The 12,690-nt window shown below is 62.9% G+C and carries 10 protein-coding genes; 8 read left to right on the top strand and 2 right to left on the bottom strand.

All coding sequences use genetic code 11. The features are described 5' to 3' along the window. Positions 1–34: 34 nt before the first annotated feature. Together VGE08_RS15850 and VGE08_RS15845 are read left to right on the top strand one after the other, a co-directional pair. Positions 35–1,360, top strand: coding sequence for an amidohydrolase family protein (locus VGE08_RS15850; protein WP_331068882.1), 1,326 nt, complete (start codon positions 35–37; stop codon positions 1,358–1,360). A gap of 86 nt (positions 1,361–1,446) precedes the next feature. Further along, positions 1,447–2,367: a dihydrodipicolinate synthase family protein gene (locus tag VGE08_RS15845; protein ID WP_331068881.1), complete on the top strand. Its 921-nt coding sequence runs from the start codon at positions 1,447–1,449 to the stop codon at positions 2,365–2,367. Positions 2,368–2,383: 16 nt separating this feature from the next. Here VGE08_RS15845 and VGE08_RS15840 read toward each other — a convergent pair whose 3' ends face one another. Then, on the bottom strand, positions 2,384–3,661 hold the full coding sequence (locus VGE08_RS15840; RefSeq protein WP_331068880.1) for an MFS transporter: 1,278 nt from the start codon (positions 3,659–3,661) through the stop codon (positions 2,384–2,386). Positions 3,662–3,733: 72 nt separating this feature from the next. Next, positions 3,734–4,651 (bottom strand): LysR family transcriptional regulator, encoded by a 918-nt coding sequence (locus tag VGE08_RS15835; protein WP_331068879.1) that lies wholly within the window; start codon positions 4,649–4,651, stop codon positions 3,734–3,736. Positions 4,652–4,804: 153 nt separating this feature from the next. On the opposite strand from VGE08_RS15835, the gene VGE08_RS15830 reads away from it, so the two are divergent. The 6 genes from VGE08_RS15830 to VGE08_RS15805 all read left to right on the top strand — a co-directional run bounded on the left by VGE08_RS15830 (position 4,805) and on the right by VGE08_RS15805 (position 12,689). Continuing rightward, positions 4,805–6,001: an FAD-binding oxidoreductase gene (locus VGE08_RS15830; protein ID WP_331068878.1), complete on the top strand. Its 1,197-nt coding sequence runs from the start codon at positions 4,805–4,807 to the stop codon at positions 5,999–6,001. After that, positions 6,001–7,422 (top strand): FAD/NAD(P)-binding oxidoreductase, encoded by a 1,422-nt coding sequence (locus VGE08_RS15825; protein ID WP_331068877.1) that lies wholly within the window; start codon positions 6,001–6,003, stop codon positions 7,420–7,422. The genes VGE08_RS15830 and VGE08_RS15825 overlap by 1 nt, the downstream gene beginning before the upstream one ends. A 79-nt stretch (positions 7,423–7,501) precedes the next feature. Beyond that, the gene (locus VGE08_RS15820; protein WP_414717501.1) at positions 7,502–8,845 is read left to right on the top strand and encodes a sugar MFS transporter; all 1,344 of its coding nucleotides are present in this window, start codon (positions 7,502–7,504) and stop codon (positions 8,843–8,845) included. Positions 8,846–8,977: 132 nt separating this feature from the next. Beyond that, a complete protein-coding gene (locus tag VGE08_RS15815; RefSeq protein WP_331068875.1) occupies positions 8,978–10,810 on the top strand; it encodes a sensor histidine kinase in 1,833 nt (610 codons plus the stop codon). A gap of 68 nt (positions 10,811–10,878) precedes the next feature. Beyond that, positions 10,879–11,457, top strand: coding sequence for an NADPH-dependent FMN reductase (locus VGE08_RS15810; RefSeq protein ID WP_331068874.1), 579 nt, complete (start codon positions 10,879–10,881; stop codon positions 11,455–11,457). Between the two features lie 146 nt (positions 11,458–11,603). Further along, complete coding sequence (locus tag VGE08_RS15805; protein ID WP_331068873.1) at positions 11,604–12,689, top strand: efflux RND transporter periplasmic adaptor subunit; 1,086 nt, start codon at positions 11,604–11,606, stop codon at positions 12,687–12,689. Position 12,690: the final 1 nt, after the last annotated feature.

The raw sequence follows: 12,690 nt of genomic DNA, 5'->3' as shown, positions 1-12,690 counted from the left end.
ATACGCGCCGAATCAGTCCGACCGAGTGGGCCCAATGACGTGGCGATCGAGTAAACACATCATCGTGCTGGCTGCTGTTCTGCTTGGCGCATGGCTCGTCGCAACGACAGTTGGAGCCGTCCCCATCGCCGTCTTCAATCAGGCAGCACCGCAACAAGGCGTAACCGCCATCGTCGGCGCCTCGGTCGTAAACGTCGAAGACGGCTCGGTAGTCCCCAACGCCGTGGTGCTCATCGAAGGCGATCGCATCAAAGCCATCGGCCCCGCATCGTCAGTGAGCGTGCCTGCAAACGCTCACACGATTCGAATGGACGGGAAATGGCTTGCGCCCGGCCTGTTGAACATGCACACCCACTTCGGCCTGAAGCTACCCGGTCCCGCCGGCGCCGCCCTCGAAAATGAAACGGACATGCAGCTCGTGCTACGCATGGCCGAGAACGCACGCCAGTCACTATATGCAGGCGTCACCACCGTTCGTCTGATCGGCGAAGAACATGGCAGCGATTTCGCGCTCAAGGCCGCGATCGATAGCGGCACCGCGCTCGGTCCTCGTATCCAGACCGCGGGCGAGGTCATCGCCACCACAGGCGGCCACGGCTCTGCCGAAGCCGATGGTCCCGCCGAGCTGTCGAAAGTCGTTCGACAGCAGATCAAGAACGGCGCGACCTGGATCAAGGTCGCCATCTCCGGCGGCATCTCCGATTCACATGGCAGCATCGCCGCGTCCGCCATGACGCCGGATGAGATGAAGACCGTGATTGAAGTCGCGCATCGTAACGGTCTCAAGGTGACTGCTCACAACGGCTCGCCAGTTGCAGCCGATGAAGCGCTGGCCCTTGGCATCGATTGTTTCGAGCACGCCTATCATCTGACGGAGAAGCAGCTGCGCACGATGAAGGCCAAGGGCACGTGGCTCGTGCCCACCGCGGTCGTCACCGATGAAGGTGCCATGGAATTCTTTCGCAAGATCGGCTCGCCGCCGTGGTATCTGCAACGGGTCGAGAGCACTCGCGTGGATCATCTGCAGATGCTGCGGACCGCCGTGAAATTGGGCGTGAACATCGCTCTCGGCACCGATCAATTTCCCTTCGAGCCCAATGCCGGCACAACCGCCACGGTGCGCGAAGCGGAACTTTATGTTGCAGCTGGAATGACGCCCCTCCAGGCACTGCAGGCCGCAACGATCAAACCCGCGACCCTGCTCGGTATGCAAAACGATGTAGGCTCGCTCGCACCCGGTCGCTACGCAGACATCATCGCTGTGAACGCCAATCCAGCGCAGGATATCGCCGCGCTCCGCAGCATCCACTTCGTGATGAAAGGCGGTGCGGTGGTGCGTCAAGACCGCTCGTTGCCGTGAACGCAACGTAAAGGCCGCGCCGGTCTATTGAATTGACCGGGCATCTTGCCTAGCGTGTCGTTCCTCCAAGCTCGAAGGTCGAAGTAATGGACAGGTACTCGATCCAGTGGCGCGGCTATATCCCGGCTATCACTACGCCATTCACCGCCGAGGGAGCGCTCGACCTGGCGGCGCTGGATCGGCTGCTGCAGTGGCTGTACGAAGAGGGCATGCACGGCATCATCATCGGCGGCACACAGGGCGAGTGGTGCACGATTTCTTCCGACGAGCGCAAGCAGCTGCTGCAGGCCGTCGGTCGCAAGCTCAGCGGCAAGATTCCACTCATCGCCGGATGCAGTGCGTATACATCGAGCGAAGTCGCAGCTCATGCGCGGCTCGCGGCGGAATATGGCTTCGACGGTATTCTGGTCACGCCACCGCCGTATATGGTGCCCACCGATCGTGAGATTCTCGCGTTCTATGGCGAAGTCAACGATGCAGTGTCACTGCCCATCTGTGTGTACAACTGGCCGCCGGGCACCAACGTCGATATGTCGCTGAACCTGCTGCGCGACATTGCCGGGTTGTCGAACGTGGTCGCGATCAAGAACTCCACCGCCAACCTGCGTCACTTCATCGACGTATTTTTCGAGTTGAAGGACCAGGTGCGTGTGTTCGGAGTGCCGATGAACGATCTGGGTATCCTGCTGGTTCAGCAGGGCGCCGATGGCACCATGGGCGCGGGCGGAGTGCTCGGCCGCGAGCTGCCCGGATATTTCAATGCCATCTGGGAGGACGATCTGCCGCGCGCACGCAGCCTCGGTGCCCGCAACGAATTGTTGATGCAGGCGTGGTTCAAGCCGGACTACACAGGCCGCTTCGGTTCGGCACAAGCCATCTTCAAAGCAGCGCTGAACGAGTTGGGCCTGCCTGGCGGCTATCCGCGCCGGCCCTTGTTGCCCTTGGAAGCCGAAGGCGTGCGCCTGGTGCGGCAGGCGCTCGTGCAGCTCGGCAAGCTCGGCGCCTAGAGCAGCAGCGCCGGGCTCATCGAGCCATATCGGTCCGAGGGACGATTTCCGCAGTTGCTTTTCCACGCTCGAGGAGAGTAAAAAGCACACCGAAGGCCAACAGGGGAATAACGCCGGCGGCAACGAACACTGGCGCGTAACCATAATGATCGAGTGCCCAGCCGGTGGCCATGGTGAAAACCATGCCACCGACTCCGGCACCCACTCCGCTCAGTCCCACCACCGAGCCCACCGCATCTCGCGGAAACGCATCGGCGCACAACGACATCATGTTCGGCGCCCACAGTCCGAAGCCCAGCATCGCGGTGCTGATGCCGGCGAAAATGATCACGATGTCCAACTCGAACGCGGCCGTGATGCCCGCGGTCATCAGCAACATTCCACTCAACATCACATTCAAGCGTGCGGTGAGCACATTTCTGCCGCGCCGGCACAACCAATCGGAAAGCGCGCCGCCCAACACGATGCCCACGCCTTGCGCGAGGAATGGAATCCACGCGTACTTGCCAATGTTGGCCGCGGTAAAGCCTGCGCTGCGCGTGAGATACTCGGGAATCCAGAAGTAGTAGAACCAAACCCATGGATCGGCGAGCACGCGTGCGGCGATGACAGCCCATACATTGCGTGAGCGAAGCAAACTCAGATACGGCGTCCGCTTTACGGGTTCGTCCGTGCCAGCGTCCTCGTCGATGTGACGCAACTCTTCTTCCGTGACTCGCGGATGTTGCGCAGGCAATTGATATAGCCAGAGCCATGCGACCAGCCATACGAGTCCGGTCAGTCCGGTGAGCATGAATGCCCAGCGCCAGCCGAATGTGAGATAGATCCACGCCACGGCGGGGACCGAAATCACCAGTCCCGCGCTGACACCGGCGCTCCACAGACCTGTGGCGAGGCCGCGCTCCTTGCGGGGAAACCATTCGGAAACGGCCTTGACGGACGCGGCCCAGCTGCCTGCTTCGCCTGCCCCCAACAGAAAGCGATACACGGCAAAGGAAGCGACACCGGTACCCAGGGCATGCAGGCTCGCGGCAACCGACCACCACGCCATGATGATCGCAAAGCCCAGGCGCGTTCCGATGCGATCGATCAGCCAGCCGGTCACCGGCTGCATGAGCGTGTACGCGAACAGGAACGCGGTGAGAATCGATGCGTAGCCAGTGTTACTGATATGCAACTGATCGCGCAGGGTCGGCGCGAGCACCGTCAGCACCTGGCGATCGACATAGCTGATCGCGGTCGCCGCGAACAGCATCAGCACGACCACCCAGCGAAAGTTGGGGATCTTGTTCACGGTAGCGCCGCCGCTCGATCGTATCGAGCGGCGTTCTTGCGATGGCGAGTGGTTGTCCGAACGATGGACGGACTATTGTGCAGCTGTGGAGGCAATTAGATTCTTCAAGTGCGCCTCGATCCGCAGCATCAACCGGTACACGCCGTTGGGCAGCTGCCGGCCGGCGCGCGTGACCAAGCTTATACGCGTGGAGCTCAACACCGGATTGTCGATGGGAATGGCGACGAGCTTGCCCTGGCTCAGTTGCGGCTGCACCAGGAACTCGGGCAGGAACGTCAGGCCGCGGCCGCATTTGGCGAAGTCCTTGAGCAGCATCATCGAGTTGGCGATCAGGCCCGGCTCCAGGAACACGCCTTCGGCTTGCTCGGCCTCGCGCACGATCTGACGAATGCGGAACGCATCCTCGGGCAAGCCGATGCTGTGGGGTTTCAGCTCGGCAAGCGTCACGCTCTTGTGCTTGGCCAACTCGTGCTTGGGATGGACAATGCACTTGAGCGGCTGGGACAAGGTCAGTCGCGCGCGGACTTTGGGATCGCGCGGCACGTCGAAGATCAAGCCGAAATGAGCCTCGTCGTCGCGCACCAGGGCGACCGCGTCATTGGTGCCGCTCATTTTCACGCGCACCGTCAGTCCCGGAAACCGGCGCATGAATTCCTGCAGCAATTCGCTGAAGGCGTCGTTGATGAACGCCTCACCCACGGCCAGATTGATGGTGCCGGTACGAACGCTGCGCAACTCGGCGACGCGCGACAGGAACAGCTCGCGGTGGGCCTGCATCTCCTGGTAATAGGCAAAGGCGGCGTTGCCGGCCTCGGTCAGCTTGATCTTGCGGCGACCGCCCTCGATCAGCCGCGTGCCGAGCTCCTTTTCGAGCGCCGCGATCTGCCGGCTGATGGAGGAAGTCGCGACGTTCAACTGGTCGCTCGCGGCTCGCATGGTCCCGAGCCGGGCCGCCTCGTACAAATAGCGCAGTCGGATTTCCCCGTGCACGCCTTCTCCGTGATACTTGCATCAAACGCAACAAAGTCGAGTCTATGTTGAGCCTGCTGCCGGATTCAATCAGGCGGTAGCTGGCCAGCTGGGGCCGGCTTTGCCTGCGGACGGGTTCTACTCAGAAGGGTCGATTGTGGGCTGTAGAGAGCAATGATGCGCGTCGATGTGGTGGTGCTCGGTGGCGGCCTGGTGGGCTGCGCGGCCGCGTATTACCTGGCCCGGCGTGGCGCCAGTGTGCTGTTGCTGGAGCAAGGCGATCTCAATCGCGGAGCTTCCGGGCGCAATGCCGGCTCTCTGCATTTCCAGCTGGAGTATCGGTTGCTGCGCCATGGGGATCAGCTTGCTGCGCAGTTTGCGCAGATCATTCCGCTCAGCCTGGTGGCGATCGAGGATTGGCGAGGACTCGAAGCCGAGCTGCAGGCCGATCTTGAAGTGGCGCTGGCGGGCGGGCTCATCGTCGCGGAATCTGCCGCTGACGTGGCGTTGCTGGAGAAGCGCCAGGCTTTGCAGGAGAAGTGGGGCCTGGCATCGAGGTTGTTGGCAGCTTCGGAGGTGCGTCGACTCGCACCGTATCTTGCCGAGAGCGTGATTGCCGCCGGCTACTTCCCATACGAAGGGCACGCCAATCCCCGCTTGGTGGCATCAGCCTTTGCTCGATGTGCTGAAGCCCGAGGCGCGCAGATCAGTGTTCAAACGCGAGTCACCGGCCTCATGCGCGATGGTGCCGAGTGGCTGGTCAGCATGATCGATCGCGAAGGCCGCGCTCGGGAAGTGAGTGCGGGTGCCGTGTTGAATGCCGCCGGCGCGTGGGCGGCGGAGATTGCAGCGATGGCGCACTTGCACTTGCCCATCTTCGCGGTGCCCTTGTCCATGAATGTCGTCGAGCGCACCAGGCCGTTGATTCCCCATCTCGTTCAGCATGCCAGCCAGCGACTCACGCTCAAGCAAGTGTCCGCGGGCAATGTGCTGATTGGCGGTGGCTGGCCGGGCCGGTTCTTGCGCGAAGCAGCCACGATGACGACTCGAGGCCGGGCGCAGCCGGTCGTCGAGAATGTCGTTGAGAACGTGGCATTGGCGGCGCGACTGGTGCCGGCGATCGGCAATTTGTATTTGTTGCGTTCGTGGACCGGGATCACCGGCATCACGACTGACCAGATGCCGCTGCTCGGCGAAGTGCCGGAAGCACGGCGATTCTTCGTGGCCGCCGGTGGCACGGCGTTCACTCACGGGCCGACTTATGCGCGGCTGATCAGCGAGCTGATTCTGGACGGTCGGTCGTCCACGGCCATCGATCTGTACAGTCCTGCCCGGTTCAGTCACATCAATCAATTCATGGCGTCGGTGTGATGAGCGGCCCGACTGAAAACAAACAATCGCTCGCCGACCACGAATGCGAAGTGGCCATAGTGGGCGCTGGCCCGTCGGGTCTGGCCGCGGCCGCGCTGTTACGTGAGCACGGCGTCGATTTGACCATCATCGATGAACAGCCGCGTGCCGGCGGACAGCTCTTTCATCAATACGATGGGCGCGAGCTCGCGCTGCCTGCCCTGAATGAAAGGTCGGGTATCGACTGGAGATTGCAGTCGACCGTGCTGGGAATGATGCGGCCTTCGCCGTATCGCGTGCAGCGCGGGCGCAACGCGCCGCACGAGTTGTGGGTTCGAGGTCCCGACGGTTGTTATTTGTTGCGAGCGAGAGCCGTGTTGCTTGCGACAGGTTGTCATGATCGGCCGCTCGCCTTCCCCGGGTGGACTCTTCCAGGCGTGATGAGTGCCACTGACATTCGAGGGCTTCTGCAAAGCCAGCAACGAATGCCGGGCAATCGCGTCCTGTTCGCTGGCAGCCATCCATTGCAACTCGTCGTTGCCGAGCAGCTGCTGAACGCCGGCGTGCCAGTGACGGCGGTCGTATTCACTCAGCAAAGTCAACCAGCCCGGTCCTTGCTCCGGCGCTCACGACAGCTATTCGAGACTGCAAAGATCGTGAGCAGACTGCGCCGTGCCCGCGTTCCTGTGATCTTTGGCAAGACCATCGTGCGCGTCGACGGCGGCAGCGAAGTCCAACGAGCGACGATCGCGACGTTGAGTGCCGACGGCAGCATCGACCGCCAGCAAACGCAGGTCTTCGAATGCGATCGCGTCGGGATCTATCACGGCTTCCTCGCGTCGACCGAGCTGGCGCGCCAGGCTGGAGCGGAAGTGCATTGGCACGAGCGCGCCGGCGGTTGGCTTGCAACGCATGACGAATGGTTTGAATCGAGCATCGCGAATTTATTCGTGGCCGGTGAGATCACGGGTGTCGATGGCGCTGACGCGGCCATCGAAAAGGGTCGCATCGCCGCGGCGGGCATGCTTCGCGCGCTGTGTCGTGTAGGCGACCATGACGCGAACAAATGGGTCGAGTCGGCAAAGAACCGCTTGTCGCATCTTCTGCGCGACGCGACCATCTTTCGAGAATTCGCTGGACCGCCCGCTGGCCTCGATCTGCAAACAATGACCGGCGACACGATCGTGTGTCCCTGCGAATCCATCAAGCGCGGCGACTTGCAGCGGCAGCTGGCGGACAACAAGCATGTAATGTCGACCGATGCAGCGAAGTCACTGACACGAGCCGGCATGGGGTTGTGCCAGGGGCGCATGTGTGGCGATAACGTTGCTCGGATTCTCGCCGCGGAGCGGGGCGTGCCATTGAACATGCTGGCGCCGTTTCAGGCACAAGCTCCCGTCAAACCCGTTCCGCTGGCCGTGCTGACCCGCCCGCGCCGTTGATATCGCTCACTTTCGACCCACGGCGTCGCAGCAGACGTTTCTTCGCCCGAGCCGCTTTTTTCCGGCCGCGCTCTCTGGCATGCTGACAACGTTGTCAGATCGCCAGCAGATAAGCGCCATCGCCACCGGGGGAGCCAAGACGATGAATGCCAACGGCAACCAACAGCCGAGCTATATGCCCGCACTGGTCGTGCTGACCTCGTTGTTCTTCATGTGGGGATTCATCACCTCCTTGAACGACATCCTGATCCCGCACCTGAAAGCGATCTTCACCTTGAGCTACACGCAGGCCATGCTGATCCAGTTCAGCTTCTTCGGCGCCTATTTCGTGATGTCGCTGCCGTCGGGCTACCTGGTGGAGAAGCTGGGTTACCGGCGCGGCATCATCATCGGATTGTCGACGGCGGGCGTGGCCTGTCTGGGTTTCTATCCGGCGGCCTCGATGCAGTCGTATCCGCTGTTCCTGGCGGCGCTGTTCGTGCTCGCTTCGGGCATCACGCTGTTGCAGGTCGCTGCCAATCCTTACGTGACCGTGCTCGGTCCGCCGGCAACGGCGGCGAGCCGCTTGAATCTGACGCAGGCATTCAACTCGGTGGGCACGACCGTCGGTCCGTTCCTGGGCTCGATGTTCATCCTGACCGTGGCGACGACCGCGGGCTCGCCGGTCGATACTGCGAGCGAGATCGAGACGGTGCAGGGCCCTTATCTGATCCTCGCCGGCCTGCTGTTCGCGATCGCGCTGGTGTTTGCGCAATTCAAGTTGCCGGTGGTGAAGGGCACCGATGCGACCACGGCGCCCGCCGATGACCACAACGTGCCCAGCGTCTGGAAACACTCGCACCTGGTGCTCGGCGCCGTCGCCATCTTCACGTATGTGGGCGCGGAGGTTGCGATCGGCAGCTTCCTGGTGAATTTCATGGCGCAGCCCGAGGTAGGTGGACTGACGGAGCAGGCCGCAGGCCGGTATCTCTCGCTGTACTGGGGCGGCGCCATGCTGGGCCGCTTCATCGGCTCGGCAGTGCTGCGCACGGTGAAGCCGGGCTATGTGCTCGCATTCAACGCTGCGTGCGCCATCGCCTTGCTGCTGATCGCGATGAGCGTGGCTGGCAAGGTGGCGATGTGGGCGGTACTCGGCATCGGTCTGTTCAACTCCATCATGTTCCCCACCATCTTCACGCTCGGCGTGGCCCGGCTGGGCCGTCACACCGGCGAAGGCTCGGGCGTGCTGTGCATGGCCATCGTCGGCGGGGCCATCATGCCGGTGGTTCAGGGTTACTTCGCCGATACGATCGGGTTGCTGTCCTCGTTCTTCGTGCCGGCCCTGTGCTACGCGTACATCGTGTTCTACGGGCTCAAAGGACACATCGTGCGCAGCGTGCCGCATTCAGAAGTTTCGGCAGGCGCCACGCGAGCCAATATGTGACGGTTCTCTCAGCGCTGCAGATCAACGATCGCGGCCCGCGCGAGCATGGGTCGCAACTGCCTGTTCCATGTGGCGAGATCAGTTGTCGCGTGAGAGACTGCCCGCGCGAAGAAGAGCTCGCACGGGCAACTCATGACGGATGGCAACAGGCAGCGCGTAGCAGGACGCACGCAACAGCGGGGATTCATCGACGGCGCACTTCCCATGCTCGTCAAGCGTGCGGTGGTCGCGCAGGCTGTTCTCATTCTAGTGGCGTTGTGGAGCTACGCGACCTGGCGGGTATACAGCGACAAAGCGGACACGCTCGAATCGGCGCGGCACGAGCTCCGCGCCATCGCGTCGGGCATGTATGTCCACTTGCAGGCGGTGCTGAACGATAGCCTGGGCGCGGCACGGACGGCGGCACAGACCATCGATGCAGCTGGCGGCGTGATGCAGACGCCAGCGGCGACCGCCGGCCAATTGCTGGCTCGGGAGCTGAGCAGCGGCGAGTATGTGCGAGCGCTGTTCGTGATGACTCCGAATCGATTCGTCGCCGCGGTCCGCAATCGCGACGTTCAGGTGCTGAATGCGCCGCCGGCCTGGCTGCAGGCGGCGATCGATGACAAGCGCAGCGTCTATATCGGTGGCACCGTCGAAGATCCCGTCGAAGCCACACAGCGTGCATTCCCGATCGCGGTTCGCACCCTCGACAGCTCCGGCGCCACCGTCTGGGCGGGCGCCTTGCTCGGAGTCGACGCGCTCGATCGGTTGTACGAAACGATGGCCATCAGTGGTGGCGCGCTCAGCGTGACATCGACCAACGGCGATCTGTTGTTGCGAGTGCCGACACCGAGCCTGCCTTATCGACAAGCGTACCAAGACAAGGGCAACGGCCAGATCAACGTGCGCGACAGCGAGGTCTATCGAGGCGGCGCCGGGCTGTCAGCAGAAGGCGGCTTCGTCGAAGCTCCCAATCCTCTCGCCAGCGGCACCTGGGTGTATGCGATTCGTTTGCTCGACGGTTATCACCTGGCGGTGGCGGCCAGTCGCGAGAAGCAGGCCATTCTTCAGCAATGGCACGATCGCACGCGCGGCCTCACCATCGTGCTGGCCGGTATCTCCGTGCTGTTCATTGCGCTGACTGCGCTGCTGCGGCACTTCGTCAACAGGCTCGAACGAGCCAACATTAATCTCGGCCAGCTCAATGCCGAGCTGGAAAGCCGCGTCGCGGCCCGCACCGCGGAGCTGCAGGAGGCGAACCACCAGCTGGCGCTGACCAACGAGGAGCTCGAAGCATTCACGGCGTCGGCATCTCACGACCTGCGCTCGCCGCTCGGGACCATCGCCGGCCAGGCGGGTCTGCTCAGGAACGAGCTCGGCGCGGTGATGACAGATGTGATCACTCAACGCATCGACCGCATCCAATCCAATGTCACGCGCTCCTCGGAGATCATCGACGGCTTGCTATCGCTGGCGCGCGTCTCGCGTCAGGAACTGCTGAACGAGCGGGTCGACATCTCGGCTCTGATCGGCAGCATCGTCGAAGAGTTGCGCCAGCAATATCCGAAGCATCGCGTCGAATGCACGCTGCAGCCGAATCTCACGGTCAATGCCGATCCGCGGCTGATGAAGATCCTGTTCGGCAACCTGCTCGGCAATGCTTGGAAATACACCACCCGCACGCCCAATGCCCGAGTGGACATGGGCTGTACCAAGGCTACCGGCGGCATGGTGTTCTCGGTCCGTGACAATGGTGCGGGCTTCGATATGTCCGCCTCGCAGCGTTTGTTCGAACCTTTCCAACGGCTGCACAGCGCTTCCGATTTTCCGGGCGTCGGCATCGGGCTGGCGATCGTCGCGCGCATCGTGCGCCGGTATGGCGGCAAGATCACCGTCGATAGTGCGCCCGGCCGTGGCACCATCTTTCGCTTCACTTTGCCGGCGGCCGTGGTAGCGGCCAGGGAATCGATGGCCGCCAACTGATGCGCGGGCCTGCGCTGGACCGGACAGTGATAAGGTGAGACTTCCCAATCCATGGAGTCCGCCGCTCGATGCCGAATCCCGCTTCGCGTCCCCGTATCGTCGGCATTGGCGGCACCACCAAGGCCGGTTCGTCGACCGAGAAGGCGCTGCAGGCCTGCCTGGCCGCCGCCGCACGGCTGGGAGCGGCAATTGAGATCATTACCGGGGCGCAGCTGGCCACGCTGCCGCTGTACTCGCCGGAAGAAACCGCCCGGACTGCCCAGCAACAGCAATTCGTCGCCAGTGTGCGCGATGCGGACGGATTGATCCTGGCCACGCCCGCGTATCACGCCGGCATGTCGGGATTGTTGAAGAACGCCATCGATTTGCTCGAAGACTTGCGTGAGGCGCCACGGCCATACCTCGATGGCCGGGCGGTTGGCTGCATTGTGACGGCGTATGGCTGGCAGGGCGCAGGGACGACACTGACCTCCGTCCGGAGCATTGTGCATGCTTTGCGCGGTTGGCCCACTCCGCTCGGCGTCACCCTGAACACGGCGCTGCCGCTGTTCGATGCGGCCGGCGCCTGTACCGACGAGCGCACGCAAGCGCAGTTCGAGATGCTTGCGGCGCAAGTTGTCGGCTTCGCGAGGCGCTTCGCCGCATGAATTCGCCCCAAGCCTGTTCGGGGACCGCCCGAAAACCAGTGTTTGCCTGAAGTATTAAAGGTTTATCAGCTACGCCCGCGCCCACCGGGCGCCGAGTTACCATCGCGTCTCGAGTCCCGCGACAGTCAAGATTTACGGAAACCCTCATGGCAGATCGACGATTCCGCCCGCTCCCCTGGGCCCTGTGCGCGATGCTCGTGATCGCGGCCACGGGTTGCTCGCGCGAGCAGTCTGGCAACGGCCGGGCCATGGAGCGGGAAGCGGTCGATGTCGTGACCGCCGAAGCCATCATCAAGCAGCTCGGTGTCGAGGTCGAGGCGGTCGGCACCGCGCGTGCCAACGAGTCCGTCGAAGTCACGTCCAAAGTTTCGAACACCATCACGGCCATCCGTTTCAAGGAAGGCGATCGCGTGCGCAAGGGCGCCGTGCTGGTCGAGCTCGATAGCACCGAGGAGCGTGCCGCGCTGGCTGAAGCCGAAGCCGCACTCGCCGAAAGTCAGAACAATTTCAAACGCAGCCGCGATTTGTATGCGCAGCAGGCGCTGTCGGTGTCGCAGCTGGATCTGATCGAAGCCACCTTGAAGGCCAATCAGGCGCGAGTCGATGTGGCGAAGGCGCGCGTCGACAACACCATCATCCGCGCCAGTTTCGATGGCAACACCGGCTTCCGTCGCGTCAGCGTCGGCAGCTTGGTGAGTCCGGGCACCGTCATTACCACGCTGGATGACACATCGCTGATCAAGCTCGATTTCACGGTGGCGGAAACCAACCTGTACATGCTCAGGAAAGGGCTGCCGGTACTGGCGACTACCGCGGGCCTGCCCGGGCGCGAATTCACTGGCGAGGTCACGCAGATCGATTCGCGCGTCGATCCAGTGAGCCGTTCCATTGCGGTCCGGGCCGAGCTGCCCAACCCCAAGGGCGAGTTGCGTCCCGGCATGTTCATGACAGTGAAGCTGTCGGGTGCGGTCGCGCCGGCGCTGGTCGTGCCGGAGGGTGCCATCGTTCCCGAGCAGGGCCGCACCTATGTGTTCGTGGTCGCCAATGGCGAAGCAACGCGGCGCGAAGTGAAGTTGGGCAAGCGCCGCCCCGGTGAGGTGGAGATCGTCGAAGGCCTGAAGGAGCACGAGCGCGTGGTGGTCGAGGGCACGCATAACCTGCGCGATGGCGGGCCGGTGCGCGAGCATCAGGCTCGAGCGCAGCCGCAGGCCGAGCCGAGCACGAGTTCTTAAG

It is taken from the genome of Steroidobacter sp. (genome assembly GCF_036406195.1).
Classification (GTDB): domain Bacteria; phylum Pseudomonadota; class Gammaproteobacteria; order Steroidobacterales; family Steroidobacteraceae; genus Steroidobacter.
The sequence above is the reverse complement of the archived record's forward strand: the minus strand, read 5'-3'. Positions and strand labels throughout refer to the sequence as shown.